This window comes from Streptomyces durocortorensis, from assembly GCF_016901035.1.
In the GTDB taxonomy this organism is placed as follows: Bacteria; Actinomycetota; Actinomycetes; order Streptomycetales; family Streptomycetaceae; genus Streptomyces; species Streptomyces durocortorensis.
In genome coordinates this window covers 11639-32622 of the sequence record NZ_JAFEUF010000066.1, presented here as the reverse complement: position 1 = coordinate 32622, position 20984 = coordinate 11639, and the positions used below count along the sequence as shown (strand labels likewise).

At 72.4% G+C, this 20984-nt stretch carries 21 protein-coding genes and 1 pseudogene; 9 read left to right on the top strand and 13 right to left on the bottom strand.

What is annotated here, in order from left to right:
• The 5 genes and pseudogenes from JS521_RS15395 to pdhA all read right to left on the bottom strand — a co-directional run.
• A pseudogene (locus tag JS521_RS15395) lies at positions 1 to 480 on the bottom strand (hypothetical protein); the annotation flags it as partial.
• Entirely contained in the window at positions 477 to 1415 is a 939-nt protein-coding gene (locus JS521_RS15390; RefSeq protein ID WP_205083551.1) for an NTP transferase domain-containing protein, read from the bottom strand. The pseudogene JS521_RS15395 and the gene JS521_RS15390, both read right to left, overlap by 4 nt.
• A gap of 115 nt (positions 1416 to 1530) precedes the next feature.
• Complete coding sequence (locus JS521_RS15385; protein WP_205083550.1) at positions 1531 to 2967, bottom strand: dihydrolipoamide acetyltransferase family protein; 1437 nt, start codon at positions 2965 to 2967, stop codon at positions 1531 to 1533.
• Entirely contained in the window at positions 2967 to 3998 is a 1032-nt protein-coding gene (locus tag JS521_RS15380; protein ID WP_205083549.1) for an alpha-ketoacid dehydrogenase subunit beta, read from the bottom strand. The genes JS521_RS15385 and JS521_RS15380 overlap by 1 nt, the downstream gene beginning before the upstream one ends.
• Positions 3995 to 5152: a pyruvate dehydrogenase (acetyl-transferring) E1 component subunit alpha gene (gene pdhA / locus JS521_RS15375; RefSeq protein ID WP_205083548.1), complete on the bottom strand. Its 1158-nt coding sequence runs from the start codon at positions 5150 to 5152 to the stop codon at positions 3995 to 3997. The genes JS521_RS15380 and pdhA overlap by 4 nt, the downstream gene beginning before the upstream one ends.
• A gap of 243 nt (positions 5153 to 5395) precedes the next feature.
• Between pdhA and JS521_RS15370 the strand changes: the two genes are divergently transcribed.
• Complete coding sequence (locus JS521_RS15370; RefSeq protein ID WP_372448587.1) at positions 5396 to 6001, top strand: Lrp/AsnC family transcriptional regulator; 606 nt, start codon at positions 5396 to 5398, stop codon at positions 5999 to 6001.
• A gap of 67 nt (positions 6002 to 6068) precedes the next feature.
• On the opposite strand, the gene JS521_RS15365 is transcribed toward JS521_RS15370, so the two are convergent.
• A complete protein-coding gene (locus tag JS521_RS15365) occupies positions 6069 to 6668 on the bottom strand; it encodes a TetR/AcrR family transcriptional regulator (protein WP_205083547.1) in 600 nt (199 codons plus the stop codon).
• Between the two features lie 156 nt (positions 6669 to 6824).
• Here JS521_RS15365 and paaN point away from each other — a divergent pair, with 156 nt between their 5' ends.
• Positions 6825 to 8525 (top strand): phenylacetic acid degradation protein PaaN, encoded by a 1701-nt coding sequence (paaN, locus tag JS521_RS15360; RefSeq protein ID WP_205083546.1) that lies wholly within the window; start codon positions 6825 to 6827, stop codon positions 8523 to 8525.
• Here paaN and JS521_RS15355 read toward each other — a convergent pair whose 3' ends face one another.
• From JS521_RS15355 to JS521_RS15345, 3 genes are read right to left on the bottom strand one after another with little or no spacing between them, the layout of a single operon-like run.
• Positions 8526 to 9245 carry a TrmH family RNA methyltransferase gene (locus JS521_RS15355; RefSeq protein ID WP_205083545.1) on the bottom strand — a complete coding sequence of 240 codons (720 nt, stop codon included), beginning with the start codon at positions 9243 to 9245 and terminating at the stop codon, positions 8526 to 8528.
• Positions 9242 to 10696, bottom strand: coding sequence for an HTTM domain-containing protein (locus JS521_RS15350; RefSeq protein ID WP_205083544.1), 1455 nt, complete (start codon positions 10694 to 10696; stop codon positions 9242 to 9244). The genes JS521_RS15355 and JS521_RS15350 overlap by 4 nt, the downstream gene beginning before the upstream one ends.
• Entirely contained in the window at positions 10693 to 11511 is an 819-nt protein-coding gene (locus tag JS521_RS15345) for a DUF5819 family protein (protein WP_239487322.1), read from the bottom strand. The genes JS521_RS15350 and JS521_RS15345 overlap by 4 nt, the downstream gene beginning before the upstream one ends.
• 115 nt (positions 11512 to 11626) lie before the next feature.
• Here JS521_RS15345 and paaA point away from each other — a divergent pair, with 115 nt between their 5' ends.
• The 6 genes from paaA (at position 11627) to JS521_RS15315 (ending at position 16620) form a co-directional block, all read left to right on the top strand.
• Positions 11627 to 12778, top strand: coding sequence for a 1,2-phenylacetyl-CoA epoxidase subunit PaaA (gene paaA / locus JS521_RS15340; RefSeq protein WP_205083542.1), 1152 nt, complete (start codon positions 11627 to 11629; stop codon positions 12776 to 12778).
• A complete protein-coding gene (gene paaB / locus JS521_RS15335) occupies positions 12775 to 13065 on the top strand; it encodes a 1,2-phenylacetyl-CoA epoxidase subunit PaaB (RefSeq protein WP_010060350.1) in 291 nt (96 codons plus the stop codon). Before paaA ends, paaB begins: the two co-directional genes overlap by 4 nt.
• Complete coding sequence (gene paaC / locus JS521_RS15330) at positions 13062 to 13778, top strand: 1,2-phenylacetyl-CoA epoxidase subunit PaaC (RefSeq protein WP_205083541.1); 717 nt, start codon at positions 13062 to 13064, stop codon at positions 13776 to 13778. Before paaB ends, paaC begins: the two co-directional genes overlap by 4 nt.
• A complete protein-coding gene (gene paaD, locus JS521_RS15325) occupies positions 13772 to 14269 on the top strand; it encodes a 1,2-phenylacetyl-CoA epoxidase subunit PaaD (protein ID WP_205083540.1) in 498 nt (165 codons plus the stop codon). Before paaC ends, paaD begins: the two co-directional genes overlap by 7 nt.
• Positions 14270 to 15328, top strand: a complete 1059-nt coding sequence (locus JS521_RS15320; protein WP_205083539.1) for a 2Fe-2S iron-sulfur cluster-binding protein — start codon at positions 14270 to 14272, stop codon at positions 15326 to 15328.
• 101 nt (positions 15329 to 15429) lie between these two features.
• Positions 15430 to 16620: an acyl-CoA dehydrogenase family protein gene (locus tag JS521_RS15315; protein ID WP_205083538.1), complete on the top strand. Its 1191-nt coding sequence runs from the start codon at positions 15430 to 15432 to the stop codon at positions 16618 to 16620.
• A 76-nt stretch (positions 16621 to 16696) separates the two neighbouring features.
• Here JS521_RS15315 and JS521_RS15310 read toward each other — a convergent pair whose 3' ends face one another.
• From JS521_RS15310 to JS521_RS15295, 4 genes are all read right to left on the bottom strand, one after another.
• Positions 16697 to 17041 (bottom strand): rhodanese-like domain-containing protein, encoded by a 345-nt coding sequence (locus tag JS521_RS15310; protein WP_205083537.1) that lies wholly within the window; start codon positions 17039 to 17041, stop codon positions 16697 to 16699.
• A gap of 110 nt (positions 17042 to 17151) precedes the next feature.
• Positions 17152 to 18075, bottom strand: a complete 924-nt coding sequence (locus tag JS521_RS15305) for a J domain-containing protein (RefSeq protein WP_205083536.1) — start codon at positions 18073 to 18075, stop codon at positions 17152 to 17154.
• Positions 18076 to 18167: 92 nt separating this feature from the next.
• The gene (locus JS521_RS15300) at positions 18168 to 19580 is read right to left on the bottom strand and encodes a DUF2252 domain-containing protein (RefSeq protein ID WP_372448586.1); all 1413 of its coding nucleotides are present in this window, start codon (positions 19578 to 19580) and stop codon (positions 18168 to 18170) included.
• Between the two features lie 139 nt (positions 19581 to 19719).
• A complete protein-coding gene (locus JS521_RS15295) occupies positions 19720 to 20070 on the bottom strand; it encodes a winged helix-turn-helix transcriptional regulator (RefSeq protein WP_205083535.1) in 351 nt (116 codons plus the stop codon).
• A 147-nt stretch (positions 20071 to 20217) separates the two neighbouring features.
• On the opposite strand from JS521_RS15295, the gene JS521_RS15290 reads away from it, so the two are divergent.
• On the top strand, positions 20218 to 20829 hold the full coding sequence (locus tag JS521_RS15290; protein WP_205083534.1) for an FMN-dependent NADH-azoreductase: 612 nt from the start codon (positions 20218 to 20220) through the stop codon (positions 20827 to 20829).
• Positions 20830 to 20984: the final 155 nt, after the last annotated feature.

Below are 20984 nucleotides of genomic sequence, written 5' to 3'. Positions count from 1 at the left end.
CATCATGTCCCGGACCCCCACCGGCAGGTCCCCGGCGACCTCGACGGCCGAGACCCCGTGAAAGACCCGCCGGTCGTGGGGGTCGCCCGGGGAGGCCCGATCGGGCAGGGGCCCCCGCTGTTCGCTGTCGGACGCCTGGGCGGTGGCGGGACGACCGTCGTTGAGGCCGCGGCTCCTGCCATCGCCCGGATCTCCGCTCCGGTCTCCCTTCGGGGCGCTGTTGCGGCCGTCGTTCAGGTCCCTGTTCGAGGCGGTGTTGTGCCCGTCGCTCAGGTCTCCCTTCGCGGCGCTGTTCCGGCCGTCGCCCAGGTCCCCGTCCCGGGCGTCCCGGGTGCGGCTCGGGCGGAGGGTCGACCCGCCGACCAGGGCGAGCGCCTGCTCGACGGCCCGTTCCTCCTCCTCGCGTGCGAGGTCGCGCCCGGGCCCGGTGGGGCGGAAGCCGCTGCCGGGCTCACCGTGCGGCCCGTCTGAGCCGGTCATGGTGTCCCGGTCCCCTCGCGGCCCGCGTCGGGCTTCGCCCCGCCCGTCGGTCCGCCCGCCGCATCGCCGCCCGCGCTCTCCGCCGCCTCCGCTTCCGCTTCCCAGCGCAGAGCGAGTGCGGTGGCCTTGCGGGAGGCCTCCGCGACCGCCGCGGCGGCCTCGTCGGGCCCCGCGCCGGCGCTCGCCCTGGCCGCCGCGTACCCGACCAGGAAGGTCGTGAGCGGAGCAGCGGGCCGGGCGACTCCGTGCGCGGCGTCACGGGCGAGGTCGAGCAGGACAGCGGTGTCGACGTCGAGTTCGATGCCCAGTTCGTTCTTGACCGAGGTGATCCATTCGTCCAGCACGGCCCCATGCTCCCTGATCCGCGCGCGGGCGGCGGCGATGTCGTCCCAAGTGTCGCAGTCGAACGCGGCGTCAGGGCCCGCGTCGACCCGTGCGAGGTCCAGATCCGCCGTCAGAAGCCGGAGCGGCAGCCCGGCGAGGCTCCCGTACTCGGTGGCGATCAGGGCCAGCTCCCGGCGGAGCGGCTCGGCGCGGTACGCGGCCACGAGCGGCTGGTCGCGCCCATCGGGGTCGGTGCACAGGGCCCCTTCCCGACCGGGCTGTCCGGCCGCGTCGAGGAGCGCGTCGACCGTCCCCGGGGCGAGGAACGGGAGGTCGGCGGAGAGGACGAGAACGCGCTCCGCCGTCGTCAGCCGCAGCCCCGCGCCCAGCGCCGCCAACGGGCCGCCGCCCTGCGGCACTTCGCTGGTCCAGACGACGGGCCTGGCGGTCGCACGACGGCCGCCCACCACGACGGTGCGGGCCGCGCCGTCGCACGCTGCGAGGACCCGGTCGAGCAGCGCCCGGCCGCCCACCCGGACTCCTGGCTTGTCGGCGCCGCCGAGCCGCTTCGCAGCCCCGCCGGCAAGGACGATCACGTCGTAGGCGGTCATACGTCGAGTATGGGCGGCACCCCGGAGCGACGCCCCCGCCGGGGTGGCCATTGGAACCGGCCCGGCCCCGGCCCGCCGGGGGGGCCGGAAGACCGGCCACCCGCCGGGTGCGCGGCTACAGGGTGCGCAGCAGCACCGCCGGCTGCTCCACGCAGTCCGCCACGTACCGGAGGAACCCGCCCGCCGTCCCGCCGTCGCACACCCGGTGGTCGAAGGTGAGGGACAGCTGCACGACCTGACGTACGGCCAGCTCGCCCTGGTGCACCCAGGGTTTGGGCATGATCCGGCCGACGCCGAGCATCGCCGCTTCCGGGTGGTTGATGATCGGCGTCGAACCGTCGACCCCGAACACCCCGTAGTTGTTCAGCGTGAACGTGCCCCCGGTCAGCTGGGCCGGGCTGAGCTTCCCGGTCCGCGCCAGCTCGGTGAGCCGGGCGATCTCGGCCCCGATCGACTCGGCGTTACGGGTGTGCGCGTCCCGGACGACCGGAACGACGAGGCCCCGCTCGGTCTGGGCCGCGAACCCGAGGTGCACGCCGGGCAGCCGGACGATCTCCCGGGCCTCCGTGTCCACGGTGGAGTTCAGCTCGGGGAACCGGGCCAGCGCCGCCGTGCAGATCCTCGCCAGCAGGGCCAGGACCGACACCTTCGGCCCGGCGGACGGGCCCGTGGCGGCGTTCATCGCGGCCCTGACCGTCATCAGCTCGGTGGCGTCGGCGTCGACCCAGCAGGTGGCGTCGGGGATCTCGGTGCGGCTGCGCGACAGCTTGTCGGCGACCGCTCCGCGCACCCCGCGCAGCGGAATGCGTTCGGCGGCCGGAGCGGCGGATACGCCGTTCGGGGCGCCGGCCACGGCTGCCGCCGGTGCCTGGGCCTGCGTCTTAGCCTGCGTCCGGGCCGCATGTGCCGTCGCCGTCGCGGTCTCCTCCGCCGTCCGGATCGCACGGTCGACATCGGCGCGCAGGATCAGCCCGTCCGGGCCCGAGCCCGCCAGCCGCCGCAGATCGATGTCGTTCTGCCGGGCCAGCCGGCGTACCAGCGGAGAGACCACCGGCACGGGCCCCTCGGACACCGCGGCGTCGGCCACCAGGACCTTGACCACGGGGGCTTCGAGCACCGGGGCCTCCACCACCGGCGCAGCGGAGACCGGTGCCTCGGTCACCGGCCGGTCGAGCCGGTCCGGACGGATGCGCCGACGGCGGGCGGCCGGCGCGCCGGTCCCGTACCCCACGAGCACGTTCCCCGAGCCGCCCGAGGACTCCGTGCCGGAGCCGGAATCCTCGCCGGAGCCGGAAGACCCCTCCGGTGCTCCGACCGCGACCGTCAGCAGCGGTGCGCCGACGGGGAGTTCCGTGCCCTCCTCGCCGAACCGTGCGGTCACCACGCCTCCGTAGGGGCAGGGCACCTCCACCATGGCCTTGGCCGTCTCGACCTCGACGACGGGCTGGTCGATGGCGACGACATCGCCGACCTCCACCAGCCAGCGGACAATCTCCGCCTCGGTCAGTCCCTCACCGAGGTCCGGCAGCTTGAATTCGAGCACCTTGGCCATCAGCTGTCCGCCTCCCACTGCAACCGGGCCACCGCGTCGAGCACCCGGTCCACTCCCGGCAGATGGTGCCGCTCCAGCATGGGCGGCGGATAGGGGATGTCGAACCCGGCCACCCGCAGCACCGGGGCCTCCAGGTGGTGGAAGCACCGCTCGGTGATCCGGGCCGCGATCTCGCCGCCGGGCCCGCCGAAGCCGGGGGACTCGTGGACGACGACCGCCCGCCCCGTGCGCCGCACCGACGCGGCCACCGTCTCGTCGTCGAACGGCACCAGCGACCGCAGGTCCACCACTTCGAGGTCCCAGCCCTCGGCGAGGGCCGCTTCGGCAGCCTCCATGCAGACCGGCAGGGAGGGTCCGTACGTGATCAGGGTGGCGCTGCGCCCGGGCCGGCGCACCACGGCCTTGCCGATCGGCTCGACCGCGGCGGGGGCCTCGGGCGACCAGTCGGCCTTGGACCAGTAGAGCCGCTTCGGCTCCAGGAAGACCACCGGGTCGTCGGAGGCGATCGACTCCCGCAGCAGCCCGTACGCGTCCTCGACCGTGGCCGGGGTGACGACGTGCAGGCCGGGGGTGGCCATGTAGTACGCCTCGGAGGAGTCGCTGTGGTGCTCGACCCCGCCGATGCCACCGCCGTACGGCACCCGCACGGTGATCGGCAGCGGCATGGCCCCGCCGGTACGGTTGCGCATCTTGGCGACATGGCTCATCAGCTGCTCGAACGCCGGATAGGCGAACGCGTCGAACTGCATCTCCACGACGGGCCGCAGCCCGTACATCGCCATGCCGACGGCCGCGCCGAGGATGCCGGCCTCGGCCAGCGGGGTGTCGGTGCAGCGGTCGTCTCCGAACTCCTTCGCCAGCCCGTCGGTGATCCGGAAGACCCCGCCGAGCGTGCCCACGTCCTCACCGAGCACATGGACGGCGGGGTCCTCGGCCATCGCGTCGCGGAGCGCGCGCCCGAGGGCCTGCGCCATCGTGGCCGGTTTCGCCTTCACGGGGCGGCCCTCGGCCGTCACTGCCGCCGTGGTCATCGTCCTGCCTCCGGGCCGTGCTCGTCGTGGTCCTGCTCGGCGTCCAGCTCGGCGCGCAGAGCGGCGGCCTGCTCCCGGAGCTGGCTCGTCTGCTCGGCGTACACATGGGTGAAAAGGTCCATCGGGGCCAGCTCCGGATCCGCGTTCATCCGGTCGCGCAGGGTGGCGGCCATGCGCTCGGCGGCCTCCTTCGCCTGCTCGATGCCCGCGTCGTCCAGCAGCCCGCGCTCCGTCAGCTCCCGCTCCAGAAGCCGCACCGGGTCGTGCGCCTTCCACGCCTCGACCTCGCTGTCGACCCGGTAGCGGGTGGCGTCGTCGGCGTTGGTGTGCGCCTCCATGCGATAGGTGACCGCCTCGACCAGCGTCGGGCCCTCGCCGCGCCGGGCGCGGGCGACGGCCTCGCTCAGCACCTGGTGCACCGCCGCCGCGTCGTTGCCGTCGACCAGGCGGCCCGGCATCCCGTATCCGACGGCCTTGTGGGCGAGGGAGGGGGCGGCGGTCTGCTTGGCCAGCGGCACCGAGATCGCGAAGCCGTTGTTCTGGACGAAGAAGACGACCGGGGCCTTCCAGACGGCCGCGAAATTCAGCGCCTCGTGGAAGTCGCCCTCGCTGGTGCCGCCGTCGCCGACCATGGCGAGCGCCACCACGTCGTCGCCCTTGAGCCGGGCGGCGTGGGCCAGCCCCACGGCGTGCGGGAGCTGGGTGGCGAGCGGGGTGCACAGCGGGGCGATGCGGTGCTCGCGCGGGTCGTAACCGGTGTGCCGGTCGCCGCGCAGCAGGGTCAGCGCCTCGACCGGGTCCAGGCCGCGCGCGACGGCCGCGAGCGTGTCGCGGTAGCTGGGGAAGAGCCAGTCACGCTCCTCCAGCACCAGGGCGGCGGCGATCTCGCACGCCTCCTGGCCGGTGCTCGACGGGTAGACCGCCAGTCGGCCCTGCTTCGTCAGCGCGGTGGCCTGGGCGTTGTAGCGACGCCCGCGCACCAGCTCCGCGTGGAGCCGGAGCAGCAGCTCGGGGTCGACGTCGGCGACCGCGTCCGTACCGAGCACCCGGTAGGGCTCCGGGTCCGGGAGCAGCGGGGCGGGGTCGGTGATCGGCTTCCAGGCCGGGGGCGGCGTGGGCCGGTAGGCCGCGCCGGGCAGCTCTTGGACCGTCATGAGAAGCACCTCCTGGCATCGAGGGAGATCGAGGGGTGTCGATCGGCGGTGTCGATGGGTGTCGATGGTGTCGATCGGGGGCGAGACATCGAGGGGCGGGCGAGGCACGGGTGTGGTGTGCCTCACCTACCGATTGTTCGGTCGCAAGGGCATTTTGGCTACAGGCGCCGCCAGCCTGTGGACAAACGGTTCTCCACAGCCTGGGATAGGGACAGGTCGTCCACGACAGGGAGGCGCGGGCCGATGGCAGCTGAACAAATGGCCGACAAGGGCGATGAGCCGGGCCAGGCCCCGCCCGCCGTCACGCCGCCGACCGCGCCCGCGGCCGTACCGTCGGCCGCCCCCGCGGGCCCGGCCTCGGAGCCGCCCCCGGTTCCGCCCGCCCGGCCGCTGGACGCCATCGACCGCGACATCCTGCGCATCCTCCAGACGGACGGCCGCGCCTCGATACGGTCCGTGGCCGAACGGGTCCATGTCTCGCGCGCCAACGCCTACGCCCGGATCAACCGGCTCGTCGAGGACGGCGTGATCCGCGGCTTCGGCGCCCGGGTCGACCACGAACGGGCCGGCCAGGGGGCGTCCGCGTACATCACGCTCAAGATCGTGCAGAACTCCTGGCGCACCGTGCGCGAGCAGCTCCAGGCGCTGCCCGGGGCCACGCACATCGCTCTGGTCAGCGGCGACTTCGACGTACTGCTTCTGGTGCACACGCCGGACAACCGGGCGCTGCGCGAGCTGGTCCTGACCCGGATCCAGTCCATCCCCGAGGTGCTCTCGACGCGCACGCTGCTGGTGTTCGAGGAGACGGACCTCGGACCGCGCCCGGACCGGCCCGCCGAACTCGCCTGACCGCGCCGACGACGGCAGGCGGACCACCCGGCAGGCGAACGGCCCGGCAGCCGGACGGCCGGCAGGCTCAGCGGGTGCCGCTCGCCCGCATCCCCTCGAAAGCCAGCTGGACGACCGTGTCCGCGAGCTGCTCCTCCCCGGGGAAGCCGCCCGGCTGCGGCCGGTACCACTCGACCAGCGAGTTCACCATGCCGAACAGCAGCCGGGTCGCCAGCCGTATGTCCACGTCCGCCCGCAGATCGCCCTCGGCGACCGCGGCCTGGAGCAGCTCCGACACCCGCTGGTCGAACTCGCGGCGCCGCTCCAGCGCCCACCGCTCCGTCTTGGTGTTGCCGCGCACCCGCAGCAGCAGGGTCACGTAGGGGACCTCCGCCATCAGCACGTCGACGGTCCGGCGCGTGACGTACTCGACGCGCTCGACCGCCCGCCCGCGCTGCGCCCCCGGCTCGTCGAGAATCGCGAAGAGCCCGTCGAGCGCCCGGCTCACGGCCCGGCGCAGCAGCTCCTCCTTGCCCGCCACATGGTGGTAGATGGAGGATTTCGAGATGCCCGCCGCCCGGGAGAGATGCTCCATGGACGTGCCGTCGTAGCCGCGCTCGTTGAAGACACGGACGGCGACGGTGAGCAGGGTCTCCGGTGTGTACGTGTCCCGCTTGGCCGTGGTCATGTCCGCGATCCTCTCCCATGAGGGATCAGCCCCGCACAGGCGGGGACCATCGAAGTTGTCCACAGGTTTCCCGGGGCCCCTTGTCCCGACCGATCGTTCGGTTACTCTAACTCCGTCCGTACGTCCCCGCCCGGCTCGATGAGGAGTTGGTCCGCCATGGCCTCCGCGCTCACCCCCCAGCAGCTGTCCGAGACCCACAGGACCACGCTCGACCAGGCCCTCGACGTGATCAGTACCCGCGCGTACTGGTCGCCGCACCCCGAGCACCCGAAGGCGTACGGCGAGGGCGGCGCCCCGGGCAGCCTCGGCGCGGCCGAGGGCAAGGCCGCCTTCGACGCACTGCTGGGCGCCCGGTTCGACCTGGGTCAGCCGGGCACCGACGGCTGGACCGGCGGCGAGGTCTCGCCGTACGGGCCGGAGCTCGGCATCGAGTATCCGCACGCCGACCTGGACGTCCTGCTGCCGGCGATGAAGGCCGGCACGGGCGCCTGGCGGGCGGCGGGGCCGGAGATCCGGGCCCTGGTCTGTCTGGAGATCCTGTCGCGGATCAGCGCCCGCACCCATGAGCTGGCCCACGCGGTGATGCACACGAGCGGCCAGGCCTTCATGATGGCGTTCCAGGCGGGCGGCCCGCACGCCCAGGACCGCGGCCTGGAGGCCGTGGCGTACGCCTACCGGGAGCAGGTCCGCACCCCGGAGACCGCCGACTGGTCCAAGCCGCAGGGCAAGCGCGATCCGCTGAAGCTGCACAAGTCGTTCATCACGTCCGGCCGCGGCGTCGCGCTGGTCATCGGCTGCAACACGTTCCCCACCTGGAACGGCTACCCGGGCCTCTTCGCCTCCCTCGCCACGGGCAATCCGGTGCTGGTCAAGCCGCACCCGCGCGCCGTGCTCCCGCTGGCGCTCACGGTGTCGATCGCCCGCGAGGTGCTGAGCGAGGCGGGCTTCGACCCGAACCTGGTCGCGCTGGCCGCCGAGCGGCCCGGCGAGGGCATCGCCAAGACCCTGGCGGTCCGCCCCGAGATCCGGATCATCGACTACACCGGCTCGACCGCCTTCGGCGACTGGCTGGAGGAGAACGCGCGCCAGGCCCAGGTCTACACGGAGAAGGCCGGCGTCAACACGATCGTCGTCGACTCCACCGACGACTACCGGGGCATGCTGGCCAACCTGGCGTTCTCGCTCTCGCTGTACAGCGGCCAGATGTGCACCACCCCGCAGAACCTGCTGATCCCCCGGGACGGCATCGCCACCGACGACGGCGCCAAGTCCTACGACGACGTGGTCGCCGACATCGCGGCCTCGGTCACCGGACTGCTCGGCGACGACGCCCGCGCGTCCGCGCTGCTCGGCGCGCTGGTCAACCCGGACGTCAGGGCCCGGGTGGAGGCGGCCGGTGAGCTGGGCGATGTGGCCCTGCCCTCGCGTGCGGTCGCCAACGCCGAGTTCCCCGACGCGGTCGTGCGTACGCCGGTCGTCGTGAAGCTCGACGGCACCAAGCCCGACGACGGCGCGGCCTACCTCTCCGAGTGCTTCGGGCCGGTGTCCTTCGCCGTCGCCGTCGAGTCGACGCCCGCCGCCCTGGACCTCCTGCGCCGTACGATCCGCGAGAAGGGCGCCATGACGGTCGGCGGGTACACCACCTCCCCCGAGGTGGAGCGCGCGATCGAGGAGGTCTGCCTGGACGAGTCGGCCCAGCTCTCGCTGAACCTGACCGGCGGGGTGTACGTCAACCAGACCGCCGCGTTCTCCGACTTCCACGGCTCGGGCGGCAACCCGGCGGCCAACGCGGCCCTGTGCGACGCGGCCTTCGTCGCCAACCGCTTCCGCGTGGTGGAGGTGCGCCGCCAGGCGTAGTCAGCGAGCGTCTCGCGGGTCCGGGACGTCGGCGTGGCGCTGCACCCACGCGTGCATCGCGATGGCCGCGGCAGCACCGGCGTTGATGGACCGGGTCGAGCCGAATTGGGCGATCGAGCACACCATCGCGGCGTGCTCGCGCGCCTCCTCGGTCAGGCCCGGGCCCTCCTGCCCGAACAGCAGGACGCAGCGGCGCGGCAGCTCGGTGCGCTCCAGCGGTACGGCGCCGGGGAGGTTGTCGATCCCGATGATCGGCAGCCCCTCGGCCGCCGCCCAGGCGGTCAGGTCTGCCGTGTCGGGGTGGTGGCGCACATGCTGGTAGCGGTCGGTGACCATGGCGCCGCGCCGGTTCCAGCGCCGTCGGCCCACGATGTGGATCTCCTTGGCCAGGAAGGCGTTGGCGGTCCGCACCACCGAGCCGATGTTGAAGTCGTGGCCCCAGTTCTCCACGGCCACATGGAAGTCGTGCCGCCGCAGGTCGAGATCGGCGACGATCGCCTTCTGCGTCCAGTAGCGGTACGCGTCGCCGACGTTGCGCCGGTCGCCCTGGGCCAGCAGCTCGGGGTCGTAGCGCTCGCCCTCGGGCCAGGGCAGCGGGTGCGGCCCGACGCCGATCGTCTGGCCGTAGCCGTCGTCGTACTGGAGGGGCTCCGTCGAAACGGGTTCCGCCGGGACGGGCCCCTCCGGGGGCTGCTGGGTTCTGCCGGTCTCACTGCTCACCCGACGAGCGTATGGCCCCCGCCGCCGCCCTGGTGCCGGGGCTCCTCCGTACCGCCGTGGCCGTCCTTCGCCGGTGCGGCCTCCGGTGGGTCCGCGGGTCCGTACGCGGTGCCGGGCGTCGCGGATGTTCCCGGCCTCCCCGGTCCACGGATGCGGCCGGGCAGCCGGGAGAGGAGCCGCCCCCTGCCGTTCGTGACCCGGACGCCCAGCCACACGAGGAATGCGGTCGGCAGGAACACGGCGTCTGCCGCGATCATCGCCATGGAGAAGAACGGCAGCCCCAGCAGCAGGGCGATCCCCGCGTGCTCGGCGATCATCACGACCAGCAGGACGTTCTTGACCCGCCGGTTGAACAGCGTGAAGGGAAAGGCGACCTGGACGATGACCGTGCCGTACGTCAGCACCATCACCATCAGCCCGCTGGCGCCCAGGATGTCCGACAGGGCAGGCCACGGGGTGAAGTAGTCGAGGTTGAGCGGGTAGTAGAGCGCGGTGCCGTCCTGCCAGCGCGAGCCCTGGATCTTGTACCAGCCGGCGGTCGCGTAGATCAGGCAGACCTCGGCCATGATCACGGCGAGCGTGGCGTTGTGCGCGAGGTTGGCCAGCACGTCGAGCAGGGTGCGGGGCTCGCTGTGCGGCGCGTAGCGGTTCACAGCCCACCAGACGGCGGCGGAGATCCAGAGGATCCACAGCAGCGTCCGCAGCCACCAGGTGCCGCCGAGCCCGCCCATCAGGGTGGCCGTCGCGAGAACGGGGCCGAGGACCACCCAGAGCACCGGGCCCACGATGTCCCGGAGCGGCGGCAGGCCCTGGGCGGCACGCTGCGCGTTGCGGGCCGCACGCCGGGCGTCCAGCGACCAGACCTGGGCGCAGCGCGTCAGCACGAGGTAGATCGCCATGAGGTGGACGACGTTGTCGCCGCCGTCGCCCATGAAGATGCTGCGGTTCTGCACCGAGAGCACGCCGACCATGAAGAGGACGGACATGGTCCGGGTCCGCCAGCCGACCATCAGCGCCGCAGCGGACAGCAGCGTGAGGATGTACACCGCCTCGAACCAGACCGTGCTGTCGGTCCACATCAGGACGGAGAAGGCCTCGTTGCCGTCCGTGAGCTGGCGGGCCAGGTCCCAGTGCCACGGGCTGTCCGGACCGTACAGCTCATGGCGGTTCGGCAGCTCGCGCAGCAGGAAGAAGAGGTAGGTGGCGGCGAAACCGATCCGGACGACGGCGCTCTGGTACGGGCCGAGGGCCGAGGCGGTGACGCGCTGAAGGGCACGGGCCAGACCGCCGCCGGGGCCGCCGGGGCCTCCGGAACCTTGAGGGCGGAGCCCGGTCGGCTGCGGGGCGGTCGGCTGCGCCCCGGGGTTCTGGGGGCTCTGGGGGCTCTGCGGGTTCTGCGGGCTCTGCGGGCTCTGCGGGCTCTGCGGGTTCTGGGGCGAGGGGATGGTCACTGGTCCGCCTCCGCACGCGCCGCGTCCCGGCGCTGTTCCGCCGCATGCTCGGGAAGATCGTCGGGGTTCACGGTCCACCAGGGGAGTACGCGGTAGACGGGCCGGGTGCTGATCTTCTCGGTGCTCCACGGGGGCGGGGCGATGGAGCTGGTGGCGGAGCGGAGCTGGATGCGTTCGATCGTGCCGCCGTAGTCGCGCTCGCTCAGCCGCAGCATCGCGATACGCCGCACGTAGCGCTCGGAGAGATCCCCGCGCAGGCCGTTGGGGCGGTTCTCGCTGTCGTGGGAATTGACGTAGAAGTCCCAGCCCCGGCGGAGCTCGTTCTGGTGCACATGGCTGGGGAAGAGGTTGCCGCGTATGCCTTTGGCGTCCTCGTGGGTGAGGTTCATCCACCGCGTGGTGTGCCGGCCGTCGGCCCCCACCACATCGGCCCGTACATGGACGGCGACGTTCTGCTGGAGCGGGTTGGGCGCGAAGAGCTTCCAGTTCTGCTCGAACTCCGGGTAGATCCAGCGGTCGATCGACTTCCCGTGCTGTTTGGTCAGCGTGTTCGACGGGGCGACGTGCAGGAACACCATGGCCACCTGCGTGCAGGCGAGCAGTCCGATCAGGGACAGCGCCAGGGCCGCGACCACCTGGTAGGGAGTGGAGAGGCCGGCCATGCCCCGGCCGGTGACCAGGGGATCCGCCACCGGCATCGAGGTCGTCGGCGGTATGGCTTCGGGGGTGTCCCGACCTTCCGCCGGCCGGTTCAACGCCTGCGGCCAGGCGTCCTTCCCCCCGCCCGCAGAGCCCCTGTCGTGGTCCGAATCCATCCCGCCCCGCTCACCGTCGATCACCACTCAGTTATCCACAGGGTTGACACCCTACGGGCCTCCGACTCACCATTGAAGTCAAGGAACCGAACGATCGGTCGGTAGGGAGCCCGGGATGGCGGCAGTGACTGCGGACCAGACGACGCAGAAGACGCTCGGCACGGTGGACGGGCCGGAGGCGGCGGGCGCGGACCACCTCGCGGCCTTCGACGCGGCCGTGGCGGCGGACGAGCGGATCGAGCCGCGCGACTGGATGCCCGACGCCTATCGGGCGACGCTGGTCCGCCAGATGGCCCAGCACGCCCACTCGGAGATCATCGGCATGCAGCCCGAGGCCAACTGGATCACCCGGGCGCCCTCGCTGCGCCGCAAGGCGATCCTCATGGCCAAGGTGCAGGACGAGGCGGGCCACGGCCTGTATCTGTACAGCGCCGCCGAGACCCTGGGCACGAGCCGCGAGGAGCTGCTCGACAAGCTCCACGCGGGCCGCCAGCGCTATTCGTCGATCTTCAACTACCCCACGCTGACCTGGGCCGACGTCGGCGCGATCGGCTGGCTGGTGGACGGCGCCGCGATCACCAACCAGGTGCCGCTCTGCCGCTGCTCCTACGGCCCCTACGCCCGCGCGATGGTCCGTATCTGCAAGGAGGAGTCCTTCCACCAGCGCCAGGGGTACGAGCTGCTGCTCGCCCTCAGCCGTGGCACTGAGGCCCAGCACGCCATGGCCCAGGACGCGGTGAACCGCTGGTGGTGGCCCTCCCTGATGATGTTCGGCCCGCCCGACGACGCCTCGTCGCATTCCGAGCAGTCCATGGCCTGGAAGATCAAGCGGCACTCCAACGACGAGCTGCGTCGGCGCTTCGTCGACATCTGCGTGCCCCAGGCCGAAGCGCTGGGCCTGGAGCTCCCGGACCCCGACATCCGGTGGAACGAGGAGCTGGGCAGCCACGACTTCGGCGCGATCGACTGGACGGAGTTCCAGGAGGTCCTCAAGGGCAACGGCCCCTGCAACGAACAGCGGATCAGCCAGCGGCGCCGGGCCCACGAGGACGGCGCCTGGGTCCGGGACGCGGCGGCCGCTTACGCCACCAAGCACGCCCCGGCACAGACATCGCCCCGGACACCGGGACCGGCATCAGCTCAGGCCTCAGCACCGGGACCGGCATCAACCCAGGCCTCAGCATCGGCATCGGCATCGGCATCGGCATCGGCATCGGCATCGGCACAGACCAGCGCGTCCGCGCAGCATGTGGAGGAGACGGCATGAGCAGCTCGACCGACTGGCCTCTGTGGGAGGTGTTCGTGCGCTCGCGGCGCGGACTGTCCCACACCCATGCGGGCAGCCTGCACGCGCCGGACGCCGAGATGGCCCTGCGCAACGCCCGCGACCTCTACACCCGCCGCTCGGAGGGCGTCTCGATCTGGGTGGTCCCGTCCACCGCGATCACCGCCTCCTCCCCCGACGAGAAGGACTCCTTCTTCGAGCCGGCCGGCGACAAGCCCTACCGCCACCCGACGTTCTACGAGATCCCGGACGGGGTGAAGCACCTGTGAGCGCCGCACTCGCCCTCGGCGACGACGCGCTGGTGCTCTCGCACCGGCTGGGGGAGTGGGCTGGCCACGCCCCCGTCCTGGAGGAGGAGGTGGCGCTCGCCAACATCGCCCTGGACCTGCTGGGGCAGGCGCGGGTGCTGCTCTCGCTCGTCGGCGACGAGGACGAGCTGGCCTACCTCCGCGAGGAGCGCGCCTTCCGCAACCTCCAGCTGGTCGAGCAGCCGAACGGGGACTTCGCCCACACCATCGCCCGGCAGCTTTACTTCTCGGTGTACCAGCACCTGCTGTACGAGCGACTGGCCGCCGGGGACGGCGAGTTCGCCGGCCTGGCGGGCAAGGCGGTGAAGGAGGTGGCCTACCACCGTGACCACGCCGAGCAGTGGGTCCTGCGGCTCGGCGACGGCACCGAGGAGAGCCACGGCCGGATGCAGAGCGGCCTGGACGCGCTGTGGCGGTTCACCGGCGAGATGTTCCAGCCGGTCGAAGGGCTGGGTTCCCCGGACTCCGGTGTCGACTGGGAGGAACTGCGCAGCAGTTGGCTCGCCATCGTCACCGACGTCGTCGAGCGCGCCACTCTCACCCTCCCCGCGGGCCCGCAGTCCGGGGGCTGGGCGGCGGGCGCGGGCCGGCAGGGCCTGCACACCGAGCCGTTCGGCCGCATGATCGCGGAGATGCAGCACCTGCACCGCAGTCACCCGGGGGCGTCATGGTGACCGACACCCGGCTGGAGGCGGAGCTGCGCGACCTGGCCGGCTCCGTGCCCGACCCCGAGCTCCCGGTGCTGACTCTGGCCGAGCTGGGCGTCGTGCGGGACGTCACGGTGGACGGCCCGGGCCGGGTGACCGTGCGGCTCACCCCGACCTACACCGGCTGCCCGGCGATCGAGGCGATGTCCGCCGACATCGAGCGGGTGCTGCACGACCACGGTGTCCCGGAGGTCTCCGTGGTCACGGTCCTGGCGCCGGCTTGGTCGACGGACGACATCAGCGCCGAAGGCCGCCGCAAGCTCACCGAGTTCGGCATCGCCCCGCCGCGCGCCCACAGCACGGACGGCGGACCCGTGCCGCTGACGCTCTCGGTGCGCTGCCCGCACTGCGGCTCCACGGACACGGAGCTGCTCAGCCGGTTCTCCTCCACGGCGTGCAAGGCCCTGCGCCGCTGCGTCGCCTGCCGTGAACCGTTCGACCACTTCAAGGAGTTGTAGATGTTCCATCCGCTCCGGGTCAGCGCGATCGAACGCATCACGGACGACGCGGTGGCCGTGACCCTCGCCGTGCCGGCCGAGCTGCGCGAGACCTTCCGCCACGCCCCCGGCCAGCATCTCAACGTGCGCTACACCGTGGACGGCCAGGAGATCCGCCGTTCGTACTCGATCTGCGCACCGGCCACCGAGCAGCCCGGCGAACCGGTGCTGCGGGTGGGCATCCGCATGGTCGAGGGCGGGGCGTTCTCCACGTACGCCCTGAAGGAGCTGGCCGTAGGGGACCAGGTGGAGGCGATGCCGCCGATGGGCCGCTTCGTCCTGAAGCCGCGCCCGGGCCTGTTCGCGGCGGTGGTCGGCGGCAGCGGCATCACCCCGGTGCTGTCCATGGCGGCCACCCTGCTCGACCGGGAGCCGACGGCCCGGTTCTGCCTGATCCGCAGTGACCGCACGGCGGCCTCGACGATGTTCCTCGACGAGGTGGCCGACCTCAAGGACCGCTATCCGGACCGCTTCCAGCTGGTCACCGCGCTCTCCCGGGAGGAGCAGTCGGCCGGGCTCCCCTCCGGGCGGCTGGACGCCGAACGGCTTACCGGCCTGCTGCCCGCCGTGCTTCCGGTCTCGGAGGTGGACGGCTGGTTCCTGTGTGGGCCGCTCGGTCTCGTACGGGGCACGGAGAAGGCCCTCAAGGCGCTCGGCGTCGACCGGTCCCGGGTCCACCAGGAGATCTTCCACGTCGACGAAGGCCCCGCCGACGTGACGGTGGTCAAGGTCGCCGCCCCGTCCGACTCCGTGCTGACGGCCACGCTCCACGGCCGATCGGGCAACTGGCCCGTGCAGGACTCCGAATCGCTGCTGGAGACGGTGCTGCGGAGCCGCTCGGACGCTCCGTACGCCTGCAAGGGCGGGGTCTGCGGGACCTGCCGGGCGTTCCTCGTCTCCGGCGAGGTCCGGATGGACCGCAACTTCGCGCTGGAACCGGAGGAGACGGAGGCGGGCTTCGTGCTGGCCTGCCAGTCGCATCCGCTCACCCCGGAGGTGGAGCTGGACTTCGACCGCTGAGGCCCGGGCGGGCCCGCCGCCCCGTTCTCTTCCCATCCCATAGAACCTGTTCTATCTTGACGGCCCGTCAGGTCGTGCAGGGGCAACGGGAGGCTGGGACAGTGGACTTCACCTTCACCGAGGAAAAACAGGCGGCCGCCGAGGCGGCCAGGGCCGTCTTCTCGGATGTCACACCCGACCGCGTGCCCAGTCCCGCCCTGACCCCGGGCGCCGTGGCGGAGGACATCGACCGGCACCTATGGAACGAGCTGGCGCGCACGGATCTGCTCGGGCTCACCCTGTCACCGGACCACGGCGGCGCGGGGCTCGACCCGATCGCGCTCTGTCTGGTCCTGCGGGAGTCGGCGAAGGTGCTGGCCAGGGTTCCGCTGCTGGAGAGCTGTGCGGTGGCGATGGCCGTCCAGCGGTACGGCGGGAGCGCCCTGGCGGCGGAGTTGCTGCCCCTGGCCGGCCGGGGCGAACTGATCCTGACCGTCGGCGCCAACGGACGCAGCGGTCACGATCCGGCCGAACTCGCCGTCACCGCAAGGCCGTACGGGGGGAGCGACGCGGAGCCGGACGGTGTGGCCGGAGGCTCAGAAGGTGGGGCCGAGGAGTCCGGGTGGGTGCTCGACGGCGTGCAGTCCGCCGTTCCCTGGGCTCAGGTGGCCGACTGGATCGCCGTTCCCGCGCACACCACCGGAGGCCGCCCGGTACTCGCCCTCGTGCCCCGTACCCGCGACGGGGTCACCCTGGCGGACCAGGTCTCCACCAGCGGTGAGCGCCTGGCCGAGGTCCGGCTCGACGCCGTGCGCGTGGAAGCGCGCGAGCTGATCGACGCGGACGGTTGCTGGGACTGGCTGCGGTCCCTGCTCACCACGGGGACGTGCGCGCTGGCGCTCGGGCTGGGCGAGCGGGTGCTCGCGATGACCGCCGAATACACCGGCAAGCGCGAGCAGTTCGGGTTCCCGGTGGCGACGTTCCAGGCGGTGGCGGTCCAGGCCGCCGACCGGTACATCGACCTACGGGCGATGGAGGCCACCCTCTGGCAGGCCGCCTGGCGGATCTCCACCGACGCCGGCGGCCCGCTCCCGGCGGCAGGCGATGTCGCCGTGGCGAAGATCTGGGCCTCCGACGGCGTCCGCCGTGTCGTGCAGACCGCCCAGCACCTGCACGGCGGCTTCGGCGCGGACACCGACTACCCGCTGCACCGCTTCCACGCCTGGGCGAAGCAGATCGAACTCTCCCTCGGCCCGGCGGCGGCCCACGAAGAGGCACTGGGAGACCTGCTGGCCGCCCACCCGCTCGGCTGACACCGCCCGCGCCCGAAGGACCGGCCGGCGGACCGGCCCAGCGGACCGACTCAGCCAACCTGCCCAGCGGACCGGCTCAGAGGACGAAGGCGGGCGTCCCGTTGTCCGCGACCATCGGGCGGCCGGCGCCGTCCCAGGCCTGCATGCCGCCGTCGATGTTCACCGCGTCGATGCCCTGCTGGACCAGGTACTGGGTGACCTGGGCCGAACGGCCGCCGACCCGGCACATCACGTGCACGCGCCGACCGTCCTCGGCGGACTCGGTCAGCTCGCCGAACCGGCCCACGAAGTCGCTCATCGGGATGTGCAGGGCACCCTCGACGTGACCGGCCGCCCACTCGTCGTTCTCACGGACGTCCAGGATGAAGCCGTCCGACGGCACCGCCGCGGCGTCCACCGAGGGCAGCGGGGCGTAATTCATGGGTCATGCCTTCTCTCGTACATACGCGGAAGAGTCGTCCACTCCCGGAAGAGTCACCCGGAACGCTACTGCACCCCGCCTGCCGCACCTGCCCACTGCACCCACTGCGCCTACTGCGTCATCTCCGCGAGCTCGGCCTCGCGCCGGGACACCTCGCCCAGCAGCTGCTCCGCGATGTCCTCCAGCAGCTGGTCCGGGTCGTCGGGGGCCATCCGCAGCATCGAGCCGATCGCGCCGTCCTCCAGCTCCTTGGCGAGCACCGTCAGCAGCTCCTTGCGCCGGCTGAGCCACTCCAGCCGGGCGTAGAGCTCCTCGCTCTCGCTCAGCGGGGCCGGCGGCTGCACCGGACCGGCCGCCCACTCCGCCACGAGTTCCTTGAGCAGCTCGACGTCGCCGCGCCCGTAGGCGGCGTTCACCCGGGCGATGAACTCGTCCCGGCGCTGGCGCTCCACCTCGTCCTGGGCGAGGTCCGGGTGCGCCTTGCGGGCCAGCTCCCGGTAGAGCCTGCGGGCCTCCTCGCTCGGCCTGACCCGCTTCGGCGGCCGGACCGGCTGCTCGGTGAGCATGGCCGCGGCCTCGGGGGAGAGACCGTCGGTGTCCATCCAGTCGTGGAACAGCTCGTCGACCCCGGGCATCGGCATGACGATCGCCCGCGCCTCGCGCGCCTTGCGCTCGTCCTCCGGATCCCCGGTCCTGGCAGCCCGCGCCTCCGCGATCAGCGCGTCCAGCTCGTCGAGGCGGGCGTACATCGGGCCGAGCTTCTGGTGGTGCAGCCGGGAGAAGTTCTCGACCTCCACCCGGAAGGTCTCCACCGCGATCTCGAACTCGATCAACGCCTGCTCGGCGACCTGCACCGCCCTGGCCAGCCGGTCCTCGGGGCGCGGCTCGGCGTCCTCGGGGCCGGCGGGTCCGGGCGCGTCCGGCCCGGCCTCGTTCTGCTGAACGGCTTGGACACCGTCGCTGTCCTGCGGGACGTCGTCCTGCCGGTCTTCATCGTTCCGGGTGGTCGGCACCCCGGCGGCTTCGTGGGTCACCCGTCCAGCGTATGGCCACAGCCCGGCGGCGCGGCACACGCGGTGGGCCCGAACCGGACCCACCGCTTCACGCGCGCCGGACCCCGGACCGGTCACACACCGAACTCGGCGGCCAGCCTGCCCGCCTTGATCCCCCGCAGCAGCTCGGCGTGATCCGCTTCCGTACGGTCGGCGTACGTCACCGCGAACGCGGCCACCGCCTCGTCGAGCTCGTCGTTCTTGCCGCAGTAACCCGCCAGCAGGCGGGGGTCGGCGCTGTGGGCGTGCGCCCGCGCGAGCAGCGCGCCGGTCATCCGCCCGTAGTCGTCGACCTGGTCGGCGGCGAGCGCGGCGGGATCCACGCTCCCCTTGCGGTTCCGGAACTGCCGGACCTGGAACTGCCTGCCGTCGACGTCCGCCCAGCCGAGCAGGATGTCGCTGACGACCTGCATCCGCTTCTGCCCGAGCACCACCCGGCGGCCCTCGTGCGCCACCTCCGGCACGTCGAAACCGACCGAGGGCAGATAGGGGGCGAGCACCGAAGGGCGTGCCTCCTTCACCTGGAGGATCAGCGGCTCCCCGCGGTGGTCGAGCAGCAGCACCACATAGGACCGGGTTCCCACACTGCCGGTGCCGACCACCCGGAACGCCACGTCGTGGATCGTGTACCGGGCCAGCAGCGGCACCCGGTCCTCGGAGACGGTGGAGAGATAGCCGCCGAGGCCCGCGGCCCCGACCGCGGCCACGGCGTCCGGCACCCGGCGCAGCACCGGCCGGGCGTCGACGAAGCGCCGCCCACCGTCGGGGCACTCCTCGGTGGAGCGGGCGGCGAAGCGGGCGCTGGTGTTGTTGCGGGCCTTCTCCGAGACCCGCTCCAAGGTGCCGACCAGGTCACGCGCGTCCGTGTGCGAGACGAGCTCCTCGTCCGCGATCGCGTTCCAGGCGTCGAGGGCGGGCAGCTTGGCCAGCAGCCGCATCGTGCGGCGGTAGGCGCCGACGGCGTCGTACGCGCCCCGGCGGCAGGTGTCCTCGTCGGCCCCGGCGGCCCGGCCCGCGAGCACCAGAGAGGTGGCGAGCCGCTTGAGGTCCCATTCCCAGGGCCCGAAGACGGTCTCGTCGAAGTCGTTGAGATCGATGACCAGGCTGCCCCGGGCATCGCCGTAGAGGCCGAAGTTGGCCGCGTGCGCGTCGCCGCAGAGCTGGGCGCCCACTCCCGTGACCGGGCTGCCCGTCAGGTCGTGGGCCATCAGTCCGGCGGCACCCCGCAGAAACGCGAACGGGGTGGCGGCCATCCGGCCCACCCGTATCGGCGTCAGACCCGGCACACGGCCCCGGTTCGACTCCTCGACGGCCCGCACCGCGTCCGGCCGCCCCGGCGGCAGGACCAGTGAGGCGTGCGAGGACCGCGGCACCCGGTCGCGGAGCGCCTTGCCCGCGGCCTTCGGTGAACTCACGGCCCCACGGCGGGCGAACCCGGGCACGGCAGGAATGCGCGGATCCGGCCCCTCGGCACGCTGTTCAGGCATCGTCGTCCCGGTTATGCCCATGGAGCGTCGCCTCCCCCACCCTCGTACACACTCTCCGGCTGCCCGGCTGTCCCGCCCGGCCAGCAGCCCTGCCCAGCAGCGGCCGAGCACGACGGTACCGCCGATTCGGCAGCCCGCGTCAGCAGCCGCTGCCGGACTCCGGCGCGAGATAGGTGTCCGCCCACTGCCCCAGCTCCTTGAGCGCGGGCTCCATCGCGGCGCCGGCCTCGGTGAGCCGGTACGCGACGCGCAGCGGCGGTCCCTCGTCGACCTCGCGGATCACCAGGCCGGCCGTGCCGAGCTCGGTCAGCCGGTCCGAGAGCATCCGCTCACTGATCCCGGGAATCGCCCGGCGCAGCTCGGCGAAGTGCACCGGCCGCTGCAGCAGCACCGAGACGATCGGGCCGGTCCAGCGCTTGCCGAACAACTCGAAGACGCGACTGATCCCCACATCGACCCGTCGACAGGCCTGTTCGCCGTGATCCGCCATACCCCTAGCGTACTGCGCCGATGTCGGCAGCTTACTAAAAATAAGCAGCTATGCTATTAGTAGTTACGTACGCAATAGCTAGCCCCGGACGCCCGTGAGGTCCCGTCGCCCCACCCGCGCCCCCTTCCCCTCTCTGTGGAGATCCCCATGGCCACGCTTCTGCACCTCGACTCCGCCGTCTTCCCCCAGGGCTCCGCCTCCCGCGACGTCACCGCGGCGTTCGTCGAGGCCTGGCGCGAGCAGCACCCGGACGGCACCGTCGTCCACCGCGACCTCGCCGCCGATCCGCTGCCCCACCTGGACGCCGGCGCCACCGCCGCGGGCGCCGACGATCCGCTGCGCCGCGAGCTGGCCGACGAGCTGGCCGCGGCGGACGCCGTCCTGATCGGCGCACCGATGTACAACTTCACGATCCCGTCCACCCTCAAGGCCTGGCTGGACCAGGTGATCATCGTCGGGCACAACGCGGGACCGGACTCCCCCGTCGCCGGAACCCCGGTGACCGTCGTCGCCAGCCGCGGCGGTTCGTACGCGCCGGGCACCCCGCGCGAGAGCTTCGAATTTGTCCAGAATTACTTGGCGAAGGTGTTCGCGGGCATGTTCTCCGCCGAGGTGGACTTCATCGTTCCGGAGCTGACCCTCGCCCACTCCCAGCCCTCGATGGCCGAACTGATCCCGCTCGCCGAGGCCTCCCGCGCCCAGGCGCTCGACGACGCCCGGACGAAGGCGAAGGCCCTCGCCACCCGCCTCGCCGCCTGAGAGAACCTCAGACCCCCAAAAAAAGCAGACCCCGAAAAAGGCGGCCGGGGGGGGGGGGGGGGGGGGGGGGGGGGGGGGGGGGGGGGGGGGCGGCCCGCCGGGCCTCGCAACCACAAATCATATGCTAAAAATCTAGAACGAGAAAAAGGAAAAAA

Coding starts and splice junctions, on each gene's coding strand:
- paaB (WP_010060350.1), top strand. CDS start 12,775: ATGAGCAGCTCGACCGACTGGCCTCTGTGGGAGGTGTTCGTGCGCTCG.
- JS521_RS15290 (WP_205083534.1), top strand. CDS start 20,218: ATGGCCACGCTTCTGCACCTCGACTCCGCCGTCTTCCCCCAGGGCTCC.
- paaA (WP_205083542.1), top strand. CDS start 11,627: ATGGCGGCAGTGACTGCGGACCAGACGACGCAGAAGACGCTCGGCACG.
- JS521_RS15320 (WP_205083539.1), top strand. CDS start 14,270: ATGTTCCATCCGCTCCGGGTCAGCGCGATCGAACGCATCACGGACGAC.
- paaN (WP_205083546.1), top strand. CDS start 6,825: ATGGCCTCCGCGCTCACCCCCCAGCAGCTGTCCGAGACCCACAGGACC.
- JS521_RS15310 (WP_205083537.1), bottom strand. CDS start 17,041: ATGAATTACGCCCCGCTGCCCTCGGTGGACGCCGCGGCGGTGCCGTCG.
- pdhA (WP_205083548.1), bottom strand. CDS start 5,152: ATGACGGTCCAAGAGCTGCCCGGCGCGGCCTACCGGCCCACGCCGCCC.
- JS521_RS15300 (WP_372448586.1), bottom strand. CDS start 19,580: ATGCCTGAACAGCGTGCCGAGGGGCCGGATCCGCGCATTCCTGCCGTG.
- JS521_RS15345 (WP_239487322.1), bottom strand. CDS start 11,511: ATGGATTCGGACCACGACAGGGGCTCTGCGGGCGGGGGGAAGGACGCC.
- JS521_RS15295 (WP_205083535.1), bottom strand. CDS start 20,070: ATGGCGGATCACGGCGAACAGGCCTGTCGACGGGTCGATGTGGGGATC.
- JS521_RS15390 (WP_205083551.1), bottom strand. CDS start 1,415: ATGACCGCCTACGACGTGATCGTCCTTGCCGGCGGGGCTGCGAAGCGG.
- JS521_RS15380 (WP_205083549.1), bottom strand. CDS start 3,998: ATGACCACGGCGGCAGTGACGGCCGAGGGCCGCCCCGTGAAGGCGAAA.
- paaD (WP_205083540.1), top strand. CDS start 13,772: ATGGTGACCGACACCCGGCTGGAGGCGGAGCTGCGCGACCTGGCCGGC.
- JS521_RS15370 (WP_372448587.1), top strand. CDS start 5,396: ATGGCAGCTGAACAAATGGCCGACAAGGGCGATGAGCCGGGCCAGGCC.
- JS521_RS15385 (WP_205083550.1), bottom strand. CDS start 2,967: ATGGCCAAGGTGCTCGAATTCAAGCTGCCGGACCTCGGTGAGGGACTG.
- JS521_RS15365 (WP_205083547.1), bottom strand. CDS start 6,668: ATGACCACGGCCAAGCGGGACACGTACACACCGGAGACCCTGCTCACC.